The sequence below is a fragment of the Finegoldia sp. BIOML-A2 genome, from assembly GCF_009678315.1.
Classification (GTDB): Bacteria; Bacillota; Clostridia; order Tissierellales; family Peptoniphilaceae; genus Finegoldia; species Finegoldia magna.
In genome coordinates this window covers 13,487-39,405 of the sequence record NZ_WKZE01000012.1, presented here as the reverse complement: position 1 = coordinate 39,405, position 25,919 = coordinate 13,487, and the positions used below count along the sequence as shown (strand labels likewise).

The window sequence follows — 25,919 nt, the reverse complement described above, 5'->3', positions numbered from 1 at the left end:
TTTTGTACTATATTTTGTCATGAAAAAACTGACCTCCTCTAAGTTGATTTTGGGTCCAACTTTTTGGGGTCAGTTCAATTTTATGGTTATGCTAAATTTACTATTTGGTTTGCATCAATAAATTGTATTTTATATCCCACAATTTTTGTGACAAATCGACGTGGAACAAATGAGGATGTTCAAATCTTTTTACTTCTTCCCATTGCTCAGCAATTTGTTCATTTTTTCTTTCGATTATTTTATCTAATGTTGGAAGCTCGTACACCAATTCTCCCTTATCAAATACTCTAACCAATAATTCTTTTGTTGTGAAGTTGGTTAATGTTTTTCTCTTCCAAGTGTGAATAGGGTGGAAGATTTCCAAATCTTTTGATTCGTCGATTTTTTCATCGTGAAGAGTTATCAAATCGGCTTCTGCTTTGCCGCTACTCTTGTCGTAAATTCTGTAAACTGTTTTGAATGCAGGAGTTGTGATTTTTTCGATATTTTCACTGATTTTAATTTTAGGAATGATTTCTCCGTTAGGTTTTTCAACTGCACATAATTTGTACACGCCACCTAAAACTGGATCTGATTTTGCAGTTATTAATCTTTCACCAACGCCAAATCCATCTAGTTTTGCTCCTTGTTCAATCAAATCAGAAATTGTGTATTCATCAAGTGAATTACTTGCCATGATTTGACAGTTTTCATATCCAGCATCATCCAACATTTTACGGGCTTGTTTTGACAAATAAGCAAGGTCACCACTGTCAATTCTGATGGACATATTTTTAATTCCACGAGGTTTCAAAACTTCGTCGAAAACTTTTATCGCATTTGGAACACCGGATTTTAAAACGTTGTAAGTGTCCACTAAAAGTGAGCAAGAATTTGGGAAAATTTCGGCGTATTTTTTGAAAGCTTCGTATTCTGAATCAAACATCATAATCCATGAGTGAGCCATTGTACCAAAAGCAGGAACATCGTAAGTGATATCTGTTAAAGTATTGCTTGTAGCAGTAGCGCCACCTATGAAAGCTGCTCTTGCACCGAGCACTGTAGCATCCACACCTTGCGCACGTCTTGCGCCAAATTCCATAACAACTCTTCCTTCAGCTGCATGAACAATTCTATTCGTTTTAGTTGCAATCAATGATTGATGATTGATTGATAAAAGCGCGAAAGTTTCTATCAATTGCGCTTGTGGAGCAGGTCCACGAACTATCATCAAAGGTTCGTTAGGAAATGCAACTGAACCTTCAGGCATTGCCCACACATCGCATTCAAATTTGAAATTTGTAAGATAATCTAAGAATTTTTCGCTGAACATATTCTTGCTTTTAAAATATTCGATGTCTTTTTCGTCAAACTTCAAATTTTGAATATATTTAACCACTTCTTCTAATCCCGCAACGATAACAAATCCTCCGTTGTCTGGAATTCTTCTAAAATACAAATCAAAATAAGCATATTCATCTTCCATATTGTTTTCCAAATATCCATTCATCATTGTAAATTCGTAGAAATCAGATAACATGCTTAAATTTTCATAATTTTTCCAATCCATAATCTGCCTCCATATTTTATTATGAATATTATAATCCAAATCCAAATCTTTGACAAAGTATTTTAAATATTATATAATAACCATACCACCAGTAGGGGGGTAGAAAGGAGAAAAATGGAAGAAGTAAAATTAAAAATACAAGGCATGAGCTGTGAATCATGTGCGGCTAGAATAGAAAAAGTTTTAAGTAAATACGAATATATCGAAGCAGTTAATGTGAACTTGCTTCAAGAATACGCATATTTGAAATTAAAAGAAGGATACGATATAGAAACTATCGTAGGCAAAATAAAAAAAGCAGGGTATGATGTTCCGGTAAAGACATCGAAGTTTGACATCGAAGGAATGAGCTGTCAGTCATGTGCATCTAGAATTGAAAAAGTTTTGAACAAAAATAATTTCAAAGATGTTAGCGTGAATTTGTTGCAAAACTCACTTACAGTAAGTTTTTATGAAGGATACAAGACCAATTCTGATGTAAAAAGATTAGTTGACAAAGCAGGATATTCTGCAGAAATAAAAACAGACAATAAAATAGCTAACGAAAAAAATATAACTGAATACGAAAAATTGAAACGTGATTTTATAATTTCTGCGATTTTTTCAATTCCTTTATTTTCAGCGATGTTTTTTCACATGGCAGGAGTTCATACGATTTTAAATAACGGATATTTTCAATGGGCGTTGGCAACTGTGGTTCAATTCTACATCGGAAGAAGATATTATGTGAATGCATACAAATCATTAAGAGGTGGAGGAGCAAACATGGATGTTCTAATAGCATTGGGAACAAGTGCTGCCTACTTCTACTCGATTTATCATGTATTAATAGGATCTGACCAATTGTATTTTGAATCGTCTGCTGTTGTTATCACTTTGATTTTACTCGGAAAAGTTTTCGAAAAAAGAGCGAAGACTAGAACTACTGATGCTATAAGTAAATTAATGGGACTTCAAGCGAAAAAAGCTAACGTAATAAAAAATGGTAAAACTATCGAAACTGATATTGAAGATGTAATGGTTGGAGATAAAATTCTTGTAAAACCAGGAGAGAAAATCGCTGTTGATGGAATTATAATTGAAGGAAGCTCATCGATTGATGAATCGATGATTACTGGGGAATCAATGCCAGTGAAAAAACAAGTCGGAGATGAATGTATTGGTTCTACGATCAATAAAAATGGATCATTTGTGTTTGAAGCGAAAAAAATTGGTGAAGATACAGTTCTAAGTCAAATCGTGAAATTAGTGGAAGATGCACAATCCAACAAAGCGCCAATTCAAAGACTAGCAGACAAGATTTCATCTGTTTTTGTACCCATTGTTATTGTAATCGCTGTGATTACATTCGCCATCACTTATTTTGTGACAAAACAATTCGACAGAGCGTTGTTAAATTCAGTTTCAGTTCTTGTAATAGCGTGCCCTTGTTCATTGGGACTTGCAACTCCTACAGCTATTATGGTAGGAAGCGGCAAAGGCGCAGAGCTTGGAATTCTAATAAAAAGTGCTGAAGTTTTAGAAACTGCAAACAAAATAGATGCAGTTATTTTGGACAAAACAGGAACAATAACAAATGGTAAACCGGAAGTTGTAGATTACCAATCAAAAGATACAGAATTCTTAAAAATCGTATCCTCAATTGAAAAAAACTCAGAGCACCCACTTGCAGATGCTATAGTTAAAGAATATGAAAAAAATAGTTCGGAGTTCTTTAAAGTTGAAGATTTCGATTCGATTACTGGTAAAGGACTTTCAGCTAAAATAAATAATGACAATTACTATATTGGCAATGAAAAATTGATGAGAGATAATAATATTAATGTCAATGTAGATATTCAAAAATATCAATCTCAAGGAAATACAGTTGTGCTTGTTGGAAAGAACGATGAATTTTACGGATATATTTTGATTGCAGATAAAATAAAAGAATCCTCACCAGAAGCTGTTTCAAGATTAAAAGACAATAATATAGATGTATATATGATAACTGGTGATAGCGAAAATACTGCAAAACATATCGCAGAGAAAGCTAACATCGACCATGTGATAGCAGAATGTTTGCCAAAAGACAAATCAGATAAAGTGTTGGATTTGAAAAATCAAGGCAAAAAAGTAGGAATGGTTGGAGATGGAATAAACGATGCTCCAGCACTTGCAACAAGTGATGTTGGATTTTCTATTGGAACTGGTACTGATGTTGCGATTGAGGCGAGTGACATCACAATTATAAATGGCGATTTAAATAAAGTTAATACTGCGATAAGATTAAGTCACAGAGTAATAAAAACAATAAAACAAAATTTGTTCTGGGCGTTTTTCTACAATGTTATTGGTATTCCGATTGCTGCATTTGGATTTTTGAATCCAATGATAGCAGGTGCTGCAATGGCGTTCAGTTCGGTAACCGTAGTTACAAATTCGTTAAGAATTAAAAATTTTAAGGAGGAAAAATAATGAAAAAAGAATTTGAAGTATTGGATATGGTGTGCAATCATTGCGTGGAATCAGTGACAAAAGCTTGTAAATCAGTCGATGGAGTTACAGATGTAAATGTTTCATTAGAAGACAAAAAAGCCGTAGTTGAAGGCGATTTTAATGATGATGACATCATCAAAGCTATTGATGAAATAGGATTTGAGGCTACTGTGAAATAATGACAGAACACAAACAAAAAGCCCTCAAAAAAATCAAAACTGTTCGTGGACAACTCGATGCGATTGTAAATATGATTGAAGAGGACAGATACTGTGTGGATATTTCCACTCAGATTTTGAGTTGTATTGGTCAATTGAAAAAAGCGAACATCGACATTTTAAATGGACATATGAGAACATGTGTTAAGCATGCAATAGAAAATGATAATGCAGATGAAAAAATTGAAGAAGTAATCAACATTATTGACAAATATATCAAATAATGAAGACTTCCCCAGCAAATGAAAATTTGTAAGGGGAAGTTTTTTGTTTTTTAATTTAGTGATTAGTATCGTTTGCAAAAATGTAAATTGGGTATATATAGAATAAGAAAATAAGAAATTATTTCTTAATTCATAAACAGGAGGAATTTTATGAAACTTAATTATGTAACAAAAGATATCAAATTGACTGATGATTTGAAACAAATGGCAGAATCTAAATTACACAAGTTAGATAAATATTTCCATGACGAACAACAAGCTCGTGTAGTATTCAAAAAAGAAAAAGATAAAGCGAGAGTTGAAGTCACTATGATTTTAGATAAAGGAGTTGTTTTAAGGGCGGAAGAATCCAACGAAGATATTAAAACAGCTATCGACAAAGTTGAAGACGCGTTAGCAAGACAAATAAGAAAACATAAAACAAAATTACAAAAGAGATTTACAGAAAGTAATTCAATAAGATTTGAAGCTGTTGAAGAAAACAACGACAAAGAAATCCCAACAGGTGCTATCGTTAAGACAAAAGAATTCGGAATCAAACCAATGGACAAGGAAGAAGCTATCATGCAAATGGAATTAATCGATCATGATTTCTTCGTGTTCTTGGATTCAAAAACTAATAATGTAAATGTTGTTTACAAGAGAAAAGATGGCAACTATGGATTATTAGTTCCAGGATTTGAAAAATAGCAAAAATGTTCAAATTGATGATATAATAAGAGAGAAACAGGATTTCTCTCTTATTTAAGTGGAAATAATGTTAAAATCAGTTTAAGAAAAAATGCAATCAAAAATATATCAGAAAAATTTTTGAGGTTGTCATTGTAAATTATTAGGAGGTAATTATGTCAACACCACATATCGAAGCGAAAAAAGGAGACATCGCAAAAACAGTTTTATTGCCAGGAGATCCATTGAGAGCGAAATTTATTGCAGATAATTTCTTGGAAGATGTAAAACAATTCAACGCAGTTAGAAATATGTTCGGATACACTGGAAAATACAAAGGAAAAGAAATTTCTGTTATGGGAACTGGAATGGGAATCCCATCTATAGGAATTTATTCTTACGAACTTATCAACGAATACGGAGTAGAAAATCTTATTAGAATTGGTTCAGCAGGAGCTTACAGTAAAGATTTGGATTTGTACGATGTCGTAATAGCAATGGGAAGTTGTTCAGATTCCAATTTTGCTCACCAATTCGATTTGGAAGGAACTTTTTCAGCGATTTGTGATTATGATTTGTTGAGAAAAGCAGTAAATGTTGCAGAAGAAAAAAACATCGACGTTCACGTTGGAAATGTATTCTCAGCAGATATTTTCTACAACCAAAAATCTGAAGAATGGAAAAAATGGGAAAAAATGGGCGTGCTAGCAGTTGAAATGGAAAGCTACGGATTGTATTTGACAGCAAAAGCCAACAACGCAAGAGCTTTGACTATTTTGACAATTTCTGACTCATTCCATTCAGATAAGCAAACTACTCCTGAAGAAAGACAAACATCATTTACAAAAATGATGGAAATAGCATTGGAATTAGGTGAATAATATGGAATTAAATAAATATATCGACCATACTTTATTAAAAGCAGATGCAACATCAGCTGACATCAAAAAAATCTGCGATGAGGCAGTTAAATACGATTTTAAAAGCGTGTGCGTAAATTCTTGTTACACATCTTTGGTTAAAAAGTCTTTGGAAAATTCAAGTGTTTTGGTGTGCACAGTTGTGGGATTTCCACTTGGAGCTATGAGCATCAAATCAAAAGCTTTTGAAGCAAAGACAGCAATCGAAGATGGTGCAGATGAAATTGACATGGTTATCAATATCGGCAAATTAAAAGAACAAGATTATGATTATGTTGAAAAAGATATCCAAGCTGTAAGAGATGCTACAAAAGGAAAAGTTTTGAAAGTAATTATCGAAACTTGTTTATTAACTGATGAAGAAAAGAAAAAAGTTTGCGAAATTTCTGTAAAATGCGGCGCTGATTTCGTGAAGACTTCTACAGGTTTTTCAACAGGAGGAGCAAAAGTAGAAGATGTCAAATTGATGAAAGATACTGTAGGTGACAAAGCTATGGTAAAAGCAAGTGGTGGAATTCATTCTAGAGAAGAAGCTTTATCTATGATAGAAAATGGAGCAGACAGAATCGGAGCATCAAGCGGTATTAAAATAGTAGAAGGATAATTGTAAAAGATGCTAAATATTTAGCATCTTTTCGTTCATTTAAGGAGTTATATGTATTATAGAGATCAACATTGTCATACGGAATTTTCATTTGATAGTAAAGAAAAATTTGAAAATTATTTGAAACTTGTCAAAGGTGACATTATCACCACCGAACACTTGGATTATGGATTTACCTATAATGATGGTAGAGTTGAAGATGTGGACATTGATTATGACAAATACGTTAAAGTGATTGAAGAACACAACCAAAAAAGTTCACAAAAAATCTTAAAAGGAATAGAAATTGGATATACAACTGAGAACTTGGAAAAAATCAAAAACACTGTGAACAGCAGAGATTATGACATTCAACTTTTGTCAGTTCATCAATTCAATGGTAAAGATTTTATGAATCCAAAGCCAGAAGATTACTCTCAAAGAGAGTTTCTTACAAATTATTTTGAAAAAATGCTGGAAGCTGTGAATAATTTCAAGGATTTTGACGTATTAACGCACATTGATTATGCATTAAGACTTAATAGATTGGAATCTAAAAATATGGATATTGTGGATGAATTTTTGACAAAAGTTTTTGCAGAACTCATTAATGATGAAAAAGCCTTGGAACTTAACACTAGAAGCGTGTACCAATATGATAACTTAGAGTATTACACATTTGCGCTCAAAAAATACGTAAAAATGAAGGGCAAATTATTCTCAGTTGGTAGCGATGCGCACTATGAAAATTATTACAGATATCACTTTGATGATGCTTTCAAATTATTAAAAAGTGTGGATGCAAAGTATTTGGCGATGTTTGAAAATAGAAAAATGGCAACTATTAAAATGGAGGATATGTAATGAAAGTTTTGATTACTAATAGAATCCCTGAAGAAATTATTAAAAAATACGAAGAAAATTTTGAGGTAGATTATAACGATAGTTTGGATTTTTTGTCAAAAGAAGAATTGAAAGCAAGAATAAAAGATGCACAAGCCTTGGTATGTCCTTTGAGTGAAAAAATCGATTCAGAAATTATCGACGCAGCGAAAAATTTGAAAATAATTGCAAATTACGGCGCTGGTTTTGACAATGTTGACATTGATTACGCAAAAGAAAAAGGAATAATTGTCACAAACGCACCTGCATCTGCATCTACAAAATCGACTGCAGAATTGACTTTTGGTTTGATGATAGATCTACTCAGAAATATTACAAAAATGAATTCTGGTTGCTACGACAATTCATTCGAAGGATGGAAGCCTGTGTATGGTCTGGGAGAAACATTGGAAGGTAAAACTTTGGGAATAATCGGACTTGGAAGAATTGGAACTGAAGTTATGAGAAAAGCCAAAGCATTTGACATGAATGTGATATTCTACAATCGTAGCAAAAAAGAAGTTGAAGGGGCAAAGCAAGTAGAGTTAGATTATTTACTTGAAAACAGTGACGTAATAACTTTACACACAGCTTATAGCGAAAAACTACATCACTTAATAGATGCAAAAGCATTTTCAAAAATGAAAAAAACTGCTTTTCTAATCAACGCATCGCGTGGCAAAGTTATTAGCGAAAAAGATTTGATAAATGCATTAAATAATGGAGAAATTGCTGGTTGTGCATTGGATGTGTACGAATTTGAGCCCAAAATTTCAGAAGATTTGAGAAATGCTAAGAATATTTTATTGGCGCCTCATTTGGGAAATGCTACTAAACTTGCACGTGTTCAAATGGGTGAATTTACTTTTGATAATATTATGCAATTTAAAAACGGAGAAATCCCTAAAAATAAAGTAAATTAGTTTATTATCGCGTTTAATTATGGTATACTAATCTAGTAAAAAAATGAAAAGGGGATTTTATGACTGATGATATAAAAGCATTGTTCCAATCAAAAGGGTTTTTTGTGTTTTTATCATTGATGTTTAAATTGTTTTTGGATTTGAGCTACTCTTATGCAATAAGTCCGTTGTTTTCGTATATGGGACTTGTAAACAATTTAAATATTTACAAATTGATAGAATCGTACGCTTTGGTTGTGATAATGTGTTATACGATAAGGCATAAAGTAGAGAGAGTCAGTGATTTTTATCTGATGCTATTTTATGTTTTGATAATCATACCATGTTTAAATATATATCCTTATAAGGATTTCTCCAGATTATATATGTACATGTTAATAGCATCGTTTTATACTATGCAAATTTTCGCTAATTCACCGAAATTGAGAGTATCTTTCTCGGATAAAAAAATCAACGAAAATTTCATTGTCTATGCTTTTGCACTGGTTGGAATATTGATGTTTACTTGGATAATAATGCGAGGCGGACTAAAATATTTGAATTTCGATTTTAGAAAAGTTTACGACACTAGAAGGGAAATCGCGGAAGTAATCTTCCCAGGACCATTTGCATATTTTATGAACTGGTATGGTAAAATTATCAACCCAACTTTGTTGGTGTTCTGCCTTTGGGATAGAAAAAAATTAGGAACTGTAATCACATTGATTTGCCAAGTATTTTTCTTTGGATTTACTTCACATAAGTCAATGCTATTTTATCCAGTTTTGGTAATTTTTATAGCTATCGTAAAGGGAAACAAATACACTGGAAATTTAATGACTATGGGACTAGCGGGGCTTACATTTTTGTGCTTAGCTTTTTATTTGATAACTGACAATTGGCAACCGATAAGTGTAATTGTAAGACGTGTCTTCATGGTAACTGCAGATAATCATTTTAGATATTACGATGCATTCAAAAACATTGATTTCGTGTATTTGACAGACAAATCTTGGGTATTTGGTGGAAGATTGTATCCATATAATTATCCAATCCAAGCATTGATTTCGATGATTTATTACGGTCATCCAAATACTTGGGTAAACACTGGATTCATTGCAAATGGATACGCTAACTTTGGTTTTTACGGAATGTTAACTTATTCTGCGGTAACTGGTTGGTTAATTGGAATTATGGATGAAATCTCATACAAAAAAATGCCTTTGTGGGTAGCGATAGCAATAACTATTGTTCCTGTGTTCAATCTTATTAGTGTAGATTTACTTACAGGACTTCTATATCACGGATTGATAATGAGCATAATTTTAATGTGGTTATTGAGTAAAAGAGATAAAAAAGTTAAGGAGATATAAACTTGGAAGAATTAAATTTAAAAGAAGCGTGGCAAGCAATACTTAGAAAATTGCCACACATTATAATAATAATGCTTGTGTGTGCGTTATTGACAAATGTTTTTAATAATGTTTTGGGAAAGGACTCTTACTCATCAAAAGTTTCAATAATGGTGGGAAGTCCAGAAGATTTTGAAAAAGAAGGAGCAGTTGTTTCCAAAGTAGACGCAATGATCAATACACAATTGGTTTCAAATGTTGAACAATTAATTAAATCAAATTCTGTTTTGGATAGAGTAGCAGAAAAAGTAGGAAATGGTGTTAGCTCTTCTGATTTAAAGAAAGATTTGAAAGTAAAAAGCGTTCCATCTACATCAATTATTGAAATGGAATATTCAAGTGAAAGCGCTGAACAAACTAACAAAGTATTGGAAGAATCATTAAAAGCTATTACAGATTTGACTAAAAAAACAATGAAAAAAGATAACATTCAAGTCGTTGATGCACCTAATGCCAAGAAGAAAATCAAACAACTTGTCAATAAAATGGATACAGCAATAGGATTGTTCTTGGGAATGTTAATCGGTCTAGCATATGCATTCGCTTCTTACTACAAAGATCCTAATATTTTCAGCAAAGAACAATTGCAAAACAAATTGGGACTTGAAACAGTTAGCGTACTTTCAAATGATTACAATGAAAGTTCAAATAGCGCATTGAGCTTATTGAACAGAAGAATAGACAGTTTTGATAATGTTGGTGTGTTTAGTTTTGATCAAAACACAGCAAATTTAGCTAAAGCATACAATTCAAATTTCGATAAGAAAATTACCGCTGTAAGTCCAATTTCAGAAAAAGTAGACCTTACAGATTTGACAAAAGACATTCAAAACGCAATCGTACTTTACAAGAAAGACGATTCAAGATTAGGAGAAATCAAAAACACATTAGAAGCCATAAAATCGTTGGGAATTAATCCAGTTGCAGCAGTTGAAATCTCCAAATACAATTCAGACGACAAAAAATATTTACCATATGCTTAAAGCCAAACGCATTAGAATGAAAATTCTGGTGCGTTTTTTAGTGTACATATAAAATTATTGGGTATAAAAATAATGGTGATTAAATGATAAATTCAAAACTTTTTAAAAATTTTACAGAAGAAGAATTTAAACAATTTCTTATTGAATCAAATTCGATAATAAACAAATACAACAAAAATTCGTACGTTTTTTCTCCGGGAGATATTTGCAATAAAATCTACGTTTTGAAAAGCGGAAAGCTCAGTCTTGAAAAGACGGATATTAATGGGAAAAACACTGTAGTGAATATTTTCAAAAATCATGGGGAAGTAATGGCTGAGGTGTATTCATATTTGAATAAAATCAGCGATTTTACATTAGTGTGCAAGACTGATTGCGAAATTCTTGAAATTCCTGTAAGTTTTTTCGATATATCTGAAAACTCCACTCCGATTAAAAATAAAATTATGACTAATCTTATAACGATTCTTGCAGAAAAAGCATTTTTCTTAAATAGCAAGGTAAGATTGTTGTCTAGTTTTTCATTGAGGCAAAAAATCGCAACTTTTTTAATTCAAACAGAAAAAAAAGACGTATCAAAAACTGGAATGACAAGACAACAGATGGCAGATTTTATGGCTACGACCAGGCCTTCATTATCAAGGGAATTATTGAGCATGGAAGATAGTGGTCTTATTGAATTAAACGGATCTGAAATTAAAATTAAAAACAGAGAAGAATTGGAAAACTTATTGTAATGAACAAATGTAACTTATGTTACAGAAACCCAAACTTTAAATTAATTATAATGAAACCATAAGTTAGAAAAAATCAGGAGGAAAGAAAATGGAAAAAACTATTGAAAAAAATGAAGAAATGTTTTGTTATCAATGTCAAGAAACTGCAAAAAACATTGCATGTACAAAACGAGGCGTATGTGGTAAAACATCAGATGTTGCAAACATCGAAGACTTGCTTGTTTGGGTTACAAAAGGATTAGGCGAAATCCTAACTAGAATGAGAAAAGAAAACAAAGATATCAAAAACTTACATTCTTATGTCAACAATAATTTGTTTACTACAATTACAAACGCAAACTTCCACTATGAAGATTTGTTAGAAAAAGTAAAAGAAACTATCGATTTGAACCAAAAATTAATCGAAGGATTAGATGACAAAGAAAACTTGTCAAAGGCAGCTTTGTATAACGAAAAAAACGATGATGAATTAAAATTGAAATCACAAATTATCGGCGTATTGAATACTTTGGATGACGATAAGAGAAGTCTTAGAGAACTTATTACTTACGGATTGAAGGGAATGGCAGCCTACAATAGACACGCTAATGTTTTGGGTAAATTCGATGAAAATGTCGACGAATTTATGGAAAGTACGTTAGCAAAATTAATGGACGATAGTTTGTCCGTAGAAGATTTGATAGCTCTTACATTAGAAACTGGATCAAATGGTGCAGCAGCAATGGCTCTTTTGGATAGTGCAAATACATCTGCTTACGGAAATCCAGAAATTTCAGAAGTAAACATAGGAGTTAGAAACAATCCTGCGATTTTGATTTCAGGTCATGATTTGAAAGATATGGAAATGCTTTTGGAACAAACTCAAAACACAGGAGTAGACGTGTACACTCACAGTGAAATGTTACCTGCAAATTATTATCCAGCTTTCAAAAAATACGATAATTTCGTGGGAAATTACGGAAATTCTTGGTGGTTACAAGACAAGGAATTCGAATCATTTAATGGTCCAATCTTGATGACTACTAACTGCATAACTCCACCAAAAGATTCTTACAAAGACAGAGTATTCACAACTGGCGTTGCAGCATATCCTGGAATGAAACACATTGTAGCAGATGAAAATGGTCACAAAGATTTCTCAGAAATCATAGAACTTGCAAAAAAATGTGAATCTCCAAAAGAAATCGAAAACGGTAAAATAGTCGGTGGATTTGCACATAATCAAGTGTTAGCTTTGGCAGACAAAGTTGTTGAAGCTGTTAAAAATGGAGATATTCAACAATTTGTAGTAATGGCTGGTTGTGACGGAAGACAAAAAGGTAGAAATTACTACGAAGACTTTGCGAAAGCATTGCCTGATGACACAATTATTTTAACTGCTGGTTGTGCAAAATACAGATACAACAAATTAAATTTAGGAGATATCAATGGAATTCCAAGAGTTTTAGACGCAGGTCAATGTAACGATTCTTATTCATTGGTTGTAATAGCACAAGCGTTACAAGAAGCTTTTGGTCTCGATGATATCAACGAATTACCAATTAGCTACAATATAGCATGGTATGAACAAAAAGCAGTAATCGTACTACTTGCACTTTTGAGCTTAGGCGTTAAAAATATTCATCTTGGACCAACTCTTCCTGCATTCCTATCTCCAAATGTAGCCAATGTTTTGGTAGAAAATTTTGGAATTGCTCCAATAGGAGAAGTTGATGAAGATATGGAAAAATTTGGAATTAAAATAAAATAATTCGTGAAAATTCATTTAATTAAGAGTCCGAAAGGGCTCTTTTTTGTTTGAAAAAATCTTGTTTTAAAATCGATTGACTTCCAATTTTTAAAGATATATTATTATATAGATTGAAAAAACTTGGAGATACAAATGAAATACGAAGATTTTATTTTAAAATGTGAAGATATAGAAATAAAAGCGTTGGAAATGAAATATTTGAGAGATTTTTATGAATACGCTATGCAAAATGAGGTGGGACCATCTGCGGGCTGGAAACCACATAAAACAATCGAACAATCCAAGAAAATTCTCAAAGATTTCATCGATTCAAAATTAGAATATGGTATTTTTCAGGAAGACAAACTGATAGGAATGATTGGAGTATACGAAGACGATTACTTGTATGAACAGCCAGAATTTAAGGATAAGATAGGCGTTGAAATTGGCTACAGTCTGAACAAAAATTATTGGAATCGTGGGATTATGACAAAGGTTGTGAAGTGTTTTGTAAATCATTTGCTAAAGGATTTGGATTACGATTATGTTTCTTGCAGTTGTTTTGTTGAGAATAAGAAGAGTGCAAGAGTTATTGAAAAATGTGGGTTCAAATTTTATGGTGAACATCTGTATGAAAACTTTGATGGAACAAATAAACTTTGCCACTATTATTACATAGAAAATTTGAAGGAGGGATAGATTGAATTTAGCATTAAAGAAAAGTAAGTTTTTCGGGGATAAAAATTTCTACAAAGGTGTGTTGGTACTAGCAATTCCAATTATTATTCAGCAACTTATTACATCGTTTGTAAACATGTTGGACAATATTATGGTTGGACAGACTGGAACTTTTGCGATGAGCGGAGTTTCTGTTGCTAACCAATTGATTACTGTATTTAACTTGGCAATTTTTGGATTGGTGTCAGCGGCTAGTATTTTTGCGGCACAATTTGCAGGTAAGAAAGATTACAAGAATGTACAAAACTGTTTGTATTTTGATATCGTGTTATCTTTTATCGTTTCTGTGATTAGTGTGTTAATTTTCTGGATTTTTGGCGAGAAATTATTGTATTTATTTATGAATCCAGATACAGACACAGCAAAAAATATTGCTATTACTATGAAGTTTGCACTAGATTATACCAAGATAATGACTATAGGATTTATTCCTTTTGCTTTTTCACAATCCATCTCATCCTCAATGAGAGTTAATGGCGAAACTAGACTTCCGATGATAACGTCGATTATTACTGTTTTAGTGAATTTTGTGTTCAACTTGGTTTTGATTTTTGGGCTTTTAGGATTTCCAGCATTGGGACCAAAGGGCGCTGCGATTGCGACTGTTATTTCAAGATTTGTTGAACTTTCATTGTTTATTTATTTTGCAAACAAAAACAAACTTAGATTTACATTTTATTCTAATTTTTTCAAAAATTTCCATGTCGATACAAGACTTTTCAAAAATATAACTGTTGCGGGAATCCCTTTGATTATCAATGAAGTTTTGTATTCTGTAGGGATTGCTGCGATTACACAATCTTATTCAACCAGAGGAATTGAAGCTTTGGCTGCATACAATATTTCTCAGACAATTATAGGACTTTTCATCGTTTTTAACTTGGCGATGGGAGATTGTATTTCAATTATGGTAGGAAGACTTTTAGGTAGTGGAAATGTCGATGAAGCTGTGGACACAGACAGAAAATTAATTGTGTTTTCATTGATGTTAGCTCTTGTAGTTGGAATTGTGTTGATTATTTTGGCGCCACTTTTTCCAGAATTTTACAATACAACTGATGATGTAAAATCGATGGCGACAAATATGCTTAGAGTTGGTGGAGCGTTTTTGTGGATATCTGCTTTATACAATGCATCATATTTTACACTCAGAAGTGGTGGCAAAACTATTCTGACTTTGCTTTTCGATTCAGTGGGAATTGTTTTGATTTCGTATCCGATTTCGTTTTTATTGGCAAAATTTACAGATTTAAATGTTGTGTTGATGTATTTGATAATTTCTGTGATTGATTTGTACAAGGTTGTTTTGGGATTGTATTTAGTTGGAAAGAAAATTTGGGTAAAAAACTTGGCGAAATAATCGCTTTGGGTTTATTAATAAATGTTGAATTTGGCTATTTGTGATATAATAAAATAAGTTAAATTTATTTTTTATGGAGGATATTATGAGTGAAGTAAGAGTAAGATTTGCTCCAAGTCCAACAGGATTTTTGCACATTGGTGGACTTAGAACAGCTTTATATAATTATTTGTATGCTAAAAGAAATAACGGAAAATTTCTTTTGAGAATTGAAGATACTGATAGAACTAGATATGTTGACGGTGCTATCGAAAATTTATTGGAACAATTAAAATGGGCAGGGCTTGATCCGGACGAAGGAGTTGTCCTTGATGATGAAGGAAATGTAACTGAAGTTGGAGAATGTGGTCCTTATGTTCAATCTGACAGAGTAAAACAAGGTTTGTACCAAAAATATATCGATGAATTAATCGAAAAGGGTTACGCATATTATTGTTTCTGCTCAAAAGAAAGATTGGATCAAGTAAAAGCACAACAAAAAGCAGATGGTTTGATGCCAAAATATGACGGCCTTTGCAGAGGAATTAGCGTTGAAGATGCTAAGAAGAGAATTGCAAATGGCGAAGAATATGTTATTAGATTGAAACTTCCTGAAAACAAAGGAATAACATTTAATGATGCGATTAAAGGTAAGATTACTTTCAACACTAATGATATGGACGATCAAGTTTTGATAAAATCAGACGGATTTCCAACTTATCACTTCGCAGTTGTAGTTGATGACCATTTGATGGGAATTACTCATATTGTTCGTGGTGATGAATGGATTTCTTCAACAGCAAAGCATGTGTATATGTATCAATGTTTCGGATGGGATGTTCCAGAATTTGTTCATTTACCAGTTGTTTTGAACAAATCAGGCAAGAAATTATCTAAGAGAAATGATGACGTTGCAGTCAAAGATTTCCGTCAAAAAGGATATTTGCCAGAAGCTATCGACAATTATCTAGCACTAGTAGGTTGGTCAAGTGAAGATAACCAAGAAATTATGTCGATGAAAGAATTGGAACATAAATTTGATTTCAGTAGAGTTTCAAAATCCGGTGGAGTTTTCGATACAGAAAAATTAAACTGGATCAATAGACATTATATTAAAGAAATAGAAAACGAAAAATTAGCATCAATGTTAAAACCATACTTAGTTGAAGATGGTGTGATTTCTGAAGATTATCCAGATTACAAATTATTAGAAATCGCCTCATTATTCAAAGAAGAGTTGGATTATTTACAAGAAATTACTGAAAAAGTTGAATTCTTGTTCAAGGATTACGAAATGGATGATGATGCTAAGGAATTCCTAAACTACGAAAAATTAGACGAATTAATGAATGCATTAAAAGAAGAAGTCGAATCAGTTCATGAAATCGAAAAGGAATTTGCATCAGGAGTTATGAAGAGAGTTCAAAAGAAAACAGGAATCAAGGGTAAGGATTTGTGGATGACTACAAGAGCTGTAATTACTGGAAATGTTCACGGACCAGACTTGGATTCTATCATGGTAGTTTTAGGAAAACAAGAAGTTTTAGATAGGATAAACAAAGCTTTAAATAGATAGGAGAAGATATGAAGTTATACAATACACTGACACGAAAAAAGGAAGAATTCAAACCAATAAAAGAAAAAAATGTCGGTATATACGTATGTGGTCCTACTGTTTATAATTATATTCACGTTGGAAATGCAAGACCGATTGTGGTATTTGATACTTTAAGAAGATATTTTATTTACAAAGGATATAATGTTAAATTTGTAAGCAACTTCACTGATATCGACGACAAAATTATCAATAAAGCAAAAGATGAAGATATAGACTTCAGAGAAATTACTAAGAAATACATTGGAGCTTATTTGGACAATGTATCGGGACTTAATTTCGACGAAGAAGACACAATTCATCCAAAAGCTACTGAATATATCGATGAAATGATTAAATTCGTGAAAACTTTGGAAGACAAAGGCGCAGCTTACAATGTCGATGGCAATGTGTACTTCGATATAACAAAAGCAAAAGACTATGGGAAATTATCCAAGAAAAATATAGATGATTTGCGTGCCGGTGCGAGAATTGATGTAAATAGCGAAAAGAAAAATCCAATGGATTTTGCTTTGTGGAAAAAGAGAAAAGAAGAAAGTGAACCAGCTTGGGAAAGTCCATGGGGAATGGGAAGACCTGGCTGGCACTTGGAATGCTCTGTAATGAGTAAATCAATTTTGGGTGACACTATTGACATTCACGCTGGTGGAGAAGATTTGCAATTTCCACACCACGAAAATGAAATCGCACAATCGGAAACATGCACTGGAGCTCATTTTGCAAATTATTGGCTACACAACTCAATGATAACTGTAGACAAGGAAAAAATGAGCAAATCAAAGAATAATTTCTTCTTATTAAAAGACATAGAAAAAGAATTTGATTTGGAAGTTATCAGATTGTGGTTGTTATCAGTTCACTACAGAAATCCGATTGATTTCAGCCACGACACATTAGTTGCTACGAAAAATTCTCTTGAAAGATTGTACACAGCTAAGAAATTCTTAAATAGAATTTTGGAAAACTCTTCTGAAAAAGAAGAAAAAGATGATAATATACAATCATTCAGAGAAAAATTCGAACAAGCTATGGACGATGACATCAACACATCGGATGCGATTAGTGTATTGTTTGATTTTATTAAATATATCAACAAAAATTACGATGAAAACACATCGAAAAATATCTTGCTTGACGCTAAGAAATTGATAGATGATATTTCTTATGTTTTGGGAATTTTATTCAAAGAAGAAGATGACAATTTGGATTCTGAAATAGAAGATTTGATAGAACAAAGAAATGCTGCTAGGAAAGAAAAAGACTTCAAAAAAGCAGACGAAATAAGAGACAAACTCTTATCTATGGGAATTGTGTTAAAAGACACAAGAGATGGAGTTATTTGGGAGAGAAGTAATTAATGAAGGTTAATCTAATTAGATACACTCCTGATGCACAAAAACTTGTCGCATCAAGTGCAAAACTTTGTTATTCAGATAGTTCTGTTATGGAGATTGAAGAAGGACTAACTGATGAAAATGTAGAAAATTTCATAGATAAATTAATGGATTTGGGACACATGTCACCGGTTGAACACATTAGTTTTACTTTTGCAATAGAGGGTGTATCTAGAACTTTGACCCACCAATTGGTCAGACACAGATTAGCAAGCTACTCGCAAAAATCTCAACGATATGTGAGAGCGAATAATTACGAGTATATTATCCCTCCAAAAATAAAAAATAATCCAAAGGCTTTAGAAATCTACGAGAAACACATGAAGCATACGATTGATGCATACAACGAACTCACTGAAATTTTGATACAAGAAGAATACGACAGATTAATCGAATCTGGTGTTGACGAGAAAAAAGCAAAATCAATGTCAGAAAAAAGTTCCATTGAAGATGCAAGATATGTGTTTTCAAATGCTACTGAGACTAAAATTGTCATGACAATGAATGCACGTGAGCTGTTGCATTTCTTTGAAGCTAGGTGTTGTCAAAGAGCCCAATGGGAAATCAGGGAAATGGCGACACTAATGCTTATCGAAGCGAAAAAAGTGTGTCCACAAATTTTCAAAAAAGCAGGGCCAGGTTGTGTTAAAGGAAGTTGTCCAGAAGGAAAGATGACTTGTGGTAAAATAAAACAAGTTAGAGAATATTTTAATAGCCTTGACTAGTTAGGAGATATTATGGGAAAAATCGCAATTTTAACAGATTCAGGTAGTGAAATTACACCAAAAATAGCTGAAGAATACGGCATAGAATTGATGCCACTTCAAATAAACTACTCAGATGTATCCTACGATGATTATACTGTTGATCCGAAATATATATATGAAAACATCGATAGAGAAGTTCCAAAAACATCCATCCCATCTCTTGGAGATATCGTTAATAAATTAAATGAAATCAAAAATAAGGGGTTTGACAAGATAATATGCATTTCTATTTCTTCAAAATTAAGTGGAATGTACAATGCATTTATGCTTGCGAAAGACCAAGTGGAAGATGTGCAAGTGGAAGTATTTGATTCGAAAAATATTTCGATTGGAACAGGGTTTTTTGCAATATTTGCGAGAAAATTAATCGACGAAGGGTTATCTTTTGAATCTGTAATTGAAAAAATGAAACAAAAAATAAAAGATTCAGTACCAGTAATTACTTTGGATACTTTGAAATACTTGACATTAGGTGGTAGAATAGGTAAAATTACTGGGATCGTTGGTAATTTATTAAATTTGAAGCTTATAATATCTTGTAATGAAGACGGAGAATATTATACAGTAGAAAAAAATCGAGGTACAATGAAAAACATCAACCACGCTATTGATATAGTGAAAAAAGAGTTATCAGGTATCAAAGATTATTATTTGGTTTTATTAAACGGTGATAATCAAAGCGCAATGGAAAAGGCCAAGGAAAGTATGAATGATTTAATTGAAGGAGCAAAGTTCTACTACGAAGGACAAATCGTTCCAACATTAAGTATCCATACTGGACCGGGATTATTTGGAATAGGTTATTTTAAATTATAAATTAATAGGGGGCGAGTGAATGGGAAATAAAAAAAGTAACATAGAATTTATTACAAACGGAAATATCACGGATGTGATTTTTAAATTAAGTATCCCATTGATGATTAGCAACCTAATCAAAACCCTTTATGGCATAACTGACGGAATATATGTAGCTCAAATCAGTTCTGAAGATTATGCTGCGACATCTTTTACTTGGCCGGTGCTGTATTTGTTTATAGCAGTTGGCCTTGGGGTAAGTGTGGCAGCTACTTCTTTAATGAGTCAAAGACTTGGAGCTAGAAAACTAAAAGACTGTTCAATATACGCAGTTCACACTTTAATTCTCACGACAGTACTTGGAGTTTTCTTCAGTATTCTAGGGGTAATAACCGCACCATTTATTGTAAGGTGGATGGGAGCAACAGGCAGCTTTGAATACAAATCTTACATATTCCTTGCGATAAACTCTGTGGGGCTATTGTTCGATATGATATTTTTTGGATATCAATCGATACTCAATTCTCAAGGCAGAACTAAGTCTATGACTATTATTTCGACAATATCATCCATTACAAATGTCGTATTAGATCCATTCTTTATTTTTGATAATGTTTTGGGAATTCCAGGACTCAACATGGGGCTTGCAGGTGCTGCATGGGCGACAGTGTTATCTAAAGTATTGCTTGTAGTTTTTGCGATAAGAGTTGTCAAAAAAGAATCCGAAATTGAAGTTAGTTTCAAAAACTTCAAACTTGATATGGGAATAATCAAACACATATTCTCCATCGCTATCCCAGCTTCACTTGGATCGAGTGGAGAGGCTATCGGGTTTACTGTTCTTAATGGATTTATCCAATCATACGGCACAACGACACTTGCTGCATTTTCAATGGGCAACAGATTGTCAGATATATTCAACCAAGGGGCTATAGGAATTGGAATGGCGTTGACATCAATCACTGGACAAAATATGGGAGCAGGTAAAAAAGAAAGAAGTAAGGATATTTTCAAAAGGGCAAATGTTATAATAACTTTCTTCTCTTTAGCTTCTGCGATAATAATATTATTATTCAAAGATCAATTGCTATCCATATTTATCAAAGATCGTTCAGATATTGAACTTTGGAGACAAGCGAGTGAGTACATGTACTTCTCAGCGATAATTACATTTTTCATGGGATATTTCTCAGCGATTAATGGTTTCTTCCAAGGTGTTGGGAAAACAAAGCTTACAATGTATTTGTCACTTGCAAGATTGTGGGTTTTAAGACTTCCACTTATTATGTTATTAAAGAGTTTGACAAATCTTGGTTCTACAGGAATTTGGATATCTATGTTAGTGTCAAATGCTCTGACAGTTATTGTGGGATTTATTATTTACAAACGAGGTAGATGGGAAAGATAAGGCTGATGTTTAACATCGGTCTTTTTTTATTGAAAAAATCTATATATTACAAAAATGAATTAATATTTGCAAATTTCAATTTGAAATTAAATAAACAAAAAAGCGTTGATATATTAACGATAACTGGCATAAATTGTAAAATGATTTTAAAATCTTTATCAAACCATCATTTATATAAATTTTGAAAAGAACACAATAAACCTTAGAATTTACAGAGAAAACTGATATATAGAATAATACAATAAATAAGACATGATGAAAACGATAGTATAAACTAAATATCATTGTCTATTATAAGACAATATGATAAGATTAATGTGACAAAAATATATAAAGGAGATGTTGATATGATTAAAAGCTTAATCGCTTTAGTTGTAGCTTTCGCATTGTGCGTAGTTATCGATCGTTTGAAGAAAAAAGGTACTTCATTCATGATCAGAATTTTATTAGCTACAGCAATGGGTGCTATAGTAGGACTTATTTTCAAAGGAAGCACTGACTATGTAGCAATATTTGGTCGTGTATTTGCAAGTTTATTACAAGCATTTGTAATTCCACTATTATTATTCTCAATTATAACTACAGTTGCATCCTTGGAAAGCTCAGAAAAATTGAGATCAATGGGTGGCAAAACAATCGCAATTTTAGCTTTACACAATGTTTTAGCTGCTATATTGTCTATAATTTTAGGTAAATTAGTAAATATAGGAATGAATGCAAATATCAAAATGGATGTTGCAGATAAGGTTAAGGAAGTTCCACCTTTCGCAGACGTATTTGTAAGTTTCTTCCCTAAAAACATTATTGATAGTATGAGTCACAACAAAATCGTGCCTATAGTAATTTTCGCAATTATAATCGGTATTGTTGTACTTAGATACAATAATAAAGAAGAAATCAAACCATTCTTAGATTTCGTAGAAGCTGGTAACAAAGTAATGAACAAAGTAATCGGAGAAATCATAGAATTTACTCCTTACGCAGTTCTCTCTTTATTAGCTAACCAAGTAGCTACATTGGATTTATCATTTGTTAAATCATTATTATTCTTATTATTAATGGTTTATGTAGCATGTTTGTTCCACACATTCATCACTACATCAGCTATGATGAGCTTGATTGCACACATCAATCCATTCAAGTTCCAACGTAAATTCTTCCCAGCATGGTTGATAGCATTCACTACACAAAGTTCAATTGGATCTTTGCCAGCAAACATTAAAGAACAAGAAGACATGGGAACTCCAACAGAAATTGCATCATTTGCAGGGTCAATTGGTACTACATTTGGTATGCCAGGATGTGCAGCAGTATGGCCAATTTTATTAGCGATGTTTACAATTAACGCTCTTAATATTCCATTCTCTGCTACTCAATATTTAATCATGGTTGGTTCATGCTTGTTCGCTTCAATGGGAACAGTAGGGGTACCAGGAACAGGAACAATTCAAGCTACAGCAATCTTTGCTACAATGGGATTGCCAGTTGAAATGATTTTAGTATTAAGCCCAATCCAAGGTGTTGCAGATATGGCACGTACTTCAACTAACGTTCACGCAGGTGGATCTACTGGTGTTATGGTAGCAGCTATGCAACACGATTTAGATATGGAAAAATATAATGCATAATTGATTAAAAATGGAAGCATTTTGTTAGTTACAAAATAGCTTCTATTTTTTTGTGATTTCAGTTGAAAATACAATTATTTTGTTCAAAATAAGTTTAGCTTAAAAGATTAATTGGGTATTAATATAAAGATGAAGGCATACTAATTATGATTGAAGGTATCAATAGGAGGAAATTATGAAAGATAAAAAGAAAGAAAAAAACATGAAAATGGATAAAGATTCTGTAGCTTACATGCAAAAAGGACCTTCCGTAAAAAACGGTCTAGGTGAAAATTTGCCATCAGAAAACGATGAAGTAAAAGACCCTCATCTTAGAAGAGCATCAGGTCAACCAGTTGATAACAATTACGATTCAATGACTTCTGGAAAAAGAGGACACATATCTATGCAAGATGTTTGGCTTTTTGAAAAACAAACACATTTTAATAGAGAAGTAATTCCAGAAAGAAGAATGCATGCCAAAGGTTGGGGAGCCTGGGGAGAATTCACTGTAACAGATGATATAACAAAATACACTAAGGCGAAGATTTTCAGTGAAGTAGGAAAGAAAACAAAAATGTTTGCAAGATTTTCAACTGTAGCTGGAGAAAGAGGAGCTACAGACGCTGACAGAGATATCCGTGGATTTGCACTTAGATTTTACACTGAAGATGGAAACTGGGATGTAGTTGGCAATAATACTCCTGTATTCTTTTTAAGAGACCCAATGAATTTCATAGATTTGAATCACGCTGTTAAAAGAGATCCAAAAACAAATAGAAAATCAGCGAATACAAATTGGGATTTTTGGACTTCACTTCCAGAAGCATTACATCAAGTGACAATTACTATGAGTGATAGAGGAATTCCTTCTTCATTTAGATTTATGCACGGATTCAGTTCTCACGCTTATAGTTTTATAAACGCAGATGATGAAAGAGTGTGGGTAAAATTCCATTTTAGAAGTCAACAAGGTATCCAAAACTTGACAGACCAAGAAGCAGATATGGTTAATGCGAAAGATCCAGATTCAAATGGAACAGATTTGTTTGAAGCCATTGAAAAAGGAGACTATCCAAAATGGAAGATGTATGTTCAAATAATGACTGAAAAACAAGCAGATGAGCTTGAATATAATCCATTTGATTTGACTAAAGTATGGTACAAAAAAGATTTTCCATTGATTCCTGTTGGAGAATTTGAACTTAATAAAAATCCTGATAATTATTACCAAGATGTTGAGCAAGCTGGATTTAGTCCGTCAAATAACGTTCCAGGCATAGGATTTTCACCAGATAGAATGTTACAAGCGAGACTATTCTTCTATAATGATGCACAAAATTATAGACTTGGTGTAAATCACCATCAAATTCCTGTAAACAGTCCATTAGGAGTTGAAAATCCTCACGATTATCACCGCGATGGAAGAATGAGAGTAGATGGAAATAAAGGCTCTGAAATATCAATTACTCCAAACAGTTATGGAGCATGGAAAGATCATCGTGAATTTGAACTTCCTGCTGACAAAGGTGGAGATTCTCAAAGATATGACTTCAGAGAAGACGACCATGATTACTTCACACAACCAGGAATGCTTTTTAGAGCGATGACACCTGAACAACAATTAGTATTATTTGAAAATACTGCTAGAAATATGGAAGATTCAACGCTTCAAATCAAGTACAGACACATCAACCATTGTTATCAAGCTGATCCAGAATATGGAAAAGGCGTGGCAGAAGCTTTGGGGATTGATATAAATGATGTTGATTTAACTCCATTGGAATCTAAATCTAGAGAAGAATGGGAAAAGGATCAGGAAAGATACAAAGATTTACAAAAACCTACTAAACCAGCTGATCCAAAATCAGCAAAAGACTTACCTGAAGAGGGCAGAGATACAAATGTAGAAGATCCAAAAACTTTATCGGATCCAGAAAACGACCCATATTTATTATAAGTAATTGAAAATTAATGATACCAAAGTATGACATTTGTTTCTATATAAACCAAAAGGATAGGCAGCCGTGCCTATCCTTTTTGAATTCTCTTAAATTCTAATTTGTTTTCAAAATAGTATGAGTATATTTCATTTTCATCTGGTATATCATCAAAATCTATCAAATAAGTTTGAGTATTAGAATGTGTTCTAACAGCCATAGAAGCGGTCTGTGTGTCGAAAGCACTTATATACCTAGTAAATGTATAGTAATCATGTGAATCGTTCTTAAAGAAGCCCTCAGTGATTTTTAGAGGCTCTAAGATACTAAATGCTGATGAGTATGCTTCATTTACATTATTAGATTTCTTGTGAGTTGACAGGATGTATTTTGCTCTGATGAATCTACTCACAGGATCATAGGCTCCTGTCAAATCTTTTATCTGATTAAACTTGGACAAATCACTGACGGATTTTTCATATCTTTTAACGTGTGAAGAATATTTTGGTGAATTAGTCATTACTTTAGGATTATCTCCGCATGGGACTAATTTGTGATTTTTGTATTCTAAAACCGTTGAATCACCTGTTCTGTCGACAAACATAAAGTGGAAATCAGGGCATATCACAGAATTTCCATCAACATCTTTGTTAGCTAGGTGAATATTGTCCAAATCATTTAACAATTCTTCAACTGTTTTGTAATTTCCAAGTGCAAAATTCATAAAATCTAGTGAATTTGTGTTTATTTTTCCTTCAACTGGATGATTGCTGAACAAATTATTTGCGATAAACATATTAGTACAACCGCACAGTCCGTGTTCATTTACACCGTCTTTTATAGGGTACAGATTTCTAAAACACATTCCCATCATTTTATATTTTGAACGCATAGGTTTGTGATACAAATCATCAGCATAGTGAAATCCTCTTGGAATATAAATCATGTTGTATTCCAAAGGAACTTCAAAATCAAGCGTACGTGCCATCACAGAGCCTTGTGGATAATCTACAATAATTGTTGTACACAT

The 25,919-nt window shown here is 32.8% G+C and carries 23 protein-coding genes; 21 read left to right on the top strand and 2 right to left on the bottom strand.

Annotated features, from left to right (window positions below; genetic code table 11):
• Positions 1-100: 100 nt before the first annotated feature.
• Positions 101-1,549: a nicotinate phosphoribosyltransferase gene (locus GKF99_RS08095; protein WP_154273112.1), complete on the bottom strand. Its 1,449-nt coding sequence runs from the start codon at positions 1,547-1,549 to the stop codon at positions 101-103.
• A gap of 114 nt (positions 1,550-1,663) precedes the next feature.
• Here GKF99_RS08095 and GKF99_RS08090 point away from each other — a divergent pair, with 114 nt between their 5' ends.
• The 21 genes from GKF99_RS08090 (at position 1,664) to GKF99_RS07990 (ending at position 24,909) form a co-directional block, all read left to right on the top strand.
• Positions 1,664-4,006, top strand: coding sequence for a heavy metal translocating P-type ATPase (locus GKF99_RS08090; protein ID WP_154273111.1), 2,343 nt, complete (start codon positions 1,664-1,666; stop codon positions 4,004-4,006).
• Positions 4,006-4,206 carry a heavy metal-associated domain-containing protein gene (locus tag GKF99_RS08085; RefSeq protein WP_154271647.1) on the top strand — a complete coding sequence of 67 codons (201 nt, stop codon included), beginning with the start codon at positions 4,006-4,008 and terminating at the stop codon, positions 4,204-4,206. Before GKF99_RS08090 ends, GKF99_RS08085 begins: the two co-directional genes overlap by 1 nt.
• On the top strand, positions 4,206-4,469 hold the full coding sequence (locus GKF99_RS08080; protein WP_002841343.1) for a metal-sensing transcriptional repressor: 264 nt from the start codon (positions 4,206-4,208) through the stop codon (positions 4,467-4,469). The genes GKF99_RS08085 and GKF99_RS08080 overlap by 1 nt, the downstream gene beginning before the upstream one ends.
• Before the next feature lie 150 nt (positions 4,470-4,619).
• Entirely contained in the window at positions 4,620-5,159 is a 540-nt protein-coding gene (gene raiA, locus GKF99_RS08075) for a ribosome-associated translation inhibitor RaiA (protein WP_094209488.1), read from the top strand.
• A 155-nt stretch (positions 5,160-5,314) separates the two neighbouring features.
• Entirely contained in the window at positions 5,315-6,019 is a 705-nt protein-coding gene (gene deoD / locus GKF99_RS08070; RefSeq protein WP_002835475.1) for a purine-nucleoside phosphorylase, read from the top strand.
• 1 nt (position 6,020) lies between these two features.
• Positions 6,021-6,662 carry a deoxyribose-phosphate aldolase gene (gene deoC, locus GKF99_RS08065; RefSeq protein ID WP_094206864.1) on the top strand — a complete coding sequence of 214 codons (642 nt, stop codon included), beginning with the start codon at positions 6,021-6,023 and terminating at the stop codon, positions 6,660-6,662.
• A gap of 51 nt (positions 6,663-6,713) precedes the next feature.
• Positions 6,714-7,505, top strand: a complete 792-nt coding sequence (locus tag GKF99_RS08060; protein WP_094206865.1) for a PHP domain-containing protein — start codon at positions 6,714-6,716, stop codon at positions 7,503-7,505.
• Entirely contained in the window at positions 7,505-8,446 is a 942-nt protein-coding gene (locus GKF99_RS08055; protein WP_094206866.1) for a 2-hydroxyacid dehydrogenase family protein, read from the top strand. The genes GKF99_RS08060 and GKF99_RS08055 overlap by 1 nt, the downstream gene beginning before the upstream one ends.
• 59 nt (positions 8,447-8,505) lie before the next feature.
• Positions 8,506-9,798: a hypothetical protein gene (locus GKF99_RS08050; protein ID WP_094206867.1), complete on the top strand. Its 1,293-nt coding sequence runs from the start codon at positions 8,506-8,508 to the stop codon at positions 9,796-9,798.
• 2 nt (positions 9,799-9,800) lie between these two features.
• Positions 9,801-10,820: a Wzz/FepE/Etk N-terminal domain-containing protein gene (locus GKF99_RS08045; protein WP_094206868.1), complete on the top strand. Its 1,020-nt coding sequence runs from the start codon at positions 9,801-9,803 to the stop codon at positions 10,818-10,820.
• Positions 10,821-10,903: 83 nt separating this feature from the next.
• Entirely contained in the window at positions 10,904-11,557 is a 654-nt protein-coding gene (locus GKF99_RS08040; protein ID WP_094206869.1) for a Crp/Fnr family transcriptional regulator, read from the top strand.
• Positions 11,558-11,645: 88 nt separating this feature from the next.
• Positions 11,646-13,307: a hydroxylamine reductase gene (hcp, locus tag GKF99_RS08035; RefSeq protein ID WP_154273110.1), complete on the top strand. Its 1,662-nt coding sequence runs from the start codon at positions 11,646-11,648 to the stop codon at positions 13,305-13,307.
• 132 nt (positions 13,308-13,439) lie between these two features.
• Positions 13,440-13,985 carry a GNAT family N-acetyltransferase gene (locus GKF99_RS08030; protein ID WP_154273109.1) on the top strand — a complete coding sequence of 182 codons (546 nt, stop codon included), beginning with the start codon at positions 13,440-13,442 and terminating at the stop codon, positions 13,983-13,985.
• A 1-nt stretch (position 13,986) separates the two neighbouring features.
• The gene (locus tag GKF99_RS08025; RefSeq protein ID WP_154273108.1) at positions 13,987-15,384 is read left to right on the top strand and encodes an MATE family efflux transporter; all 1,398 of its coding nucleotides are present in this window, start codon (positions 13,987-13,989) and stop codon (positions 15,382-15,384) included.
• Between the two features lie 85 nt (positions 15,385-15,469).
• Complete coding sequence (gltX, locus tag GKF99_RS08020) at positions 15,470-16,939, top strand: glutamate--tRNA ligase (RefSeq protein ID WP_154273107.1); 1,470 nt, start codon at positions 15,470-15,472, stop codon at positions 16,937-16,939.
• Positions 16,940-16,947: 8 nt separating this feature from the next.
• Positions 16,948-18,336, top strand: a complete 1,389-nt coding sequence (gene cysS / locus GKF99_RS08015) for a cysteine--tRNA ligase (RefSeq protein WP_154273106.1) — start codon at positions 16,948-16,950, stop codon at positions 18,334-18,336.
• Entirely contained in the window at positions 18,336-19,097 is a 762-nt protein-coding gene (gene thyX, locus GKF99_RS08010) for an FAD-dependent thymidylate synthase (RefSeq protein ID WP_154273105.1), read from the top strand. Before cysS ends, thyX begins: the two co-directional genes overlap by 1 nt.
• A 12-nt stretch (positions 19,098-19,109) precedes the next feature.
• Complete coding sequence (locus tag GKF99_RS08005; RefSeq protein WP_094206876.1) at positions 19,110-19,955, top strand: DegV family protein; 846 nt, start codon at positions 19,110-19,112, stop codon at positions 19,953-19,955.
• A gap of 19 nt (positions 19,956-19,974) precedes the next feature.
• A complete protein-coding gene (locus GKF99_RS08000; RefSeq protein WP_154273104.1) occupies positions 19,975-21,342 on the top strand; it encodes an MATE family efflux transporter in 1,368 nt (455 codons plus the stop codon).
• Positions 21,343-21,689: 347 nt separating this feature from the next.
• Positions 21,690-22,970, top strand: coding sequence for a dicarboxylate/amino acid:cation symporter (locus GKF99_RS07995; protein WP_154271634.1), 1,281 nt, complete (start codon positions 21,690-21,692; stop codon positions 22,968-22,970).
• 175 nt (positions 22,971-23,145) lie between these two features.
• Positions 23,146-24,909, top strand: a complete 1,764-nt coding sequence (locus GKF99_RS07990; RefSeq protein ID WP_277752391.1) for a catalase — start codon at positions 23,146-23,148, stop codon at positions 24,907-24,909.
• 71 nt (positions 24,910-24,980) lie between these two features.
• On the opposite strand, the gene GKF99_RS07985 is transcribed toward GKF99_RS07990, so the two are convergent.
• Positions 24,981-25,919: a linear amide C-N hydrolase gene (locus GKF99_RS07985; protein WP_154273103.1), complete on the bottom strand. Its 939-nt coding sequence runs from the start codon at positions 25,917-25,919 to the stop codon at positions 24,981-24,983.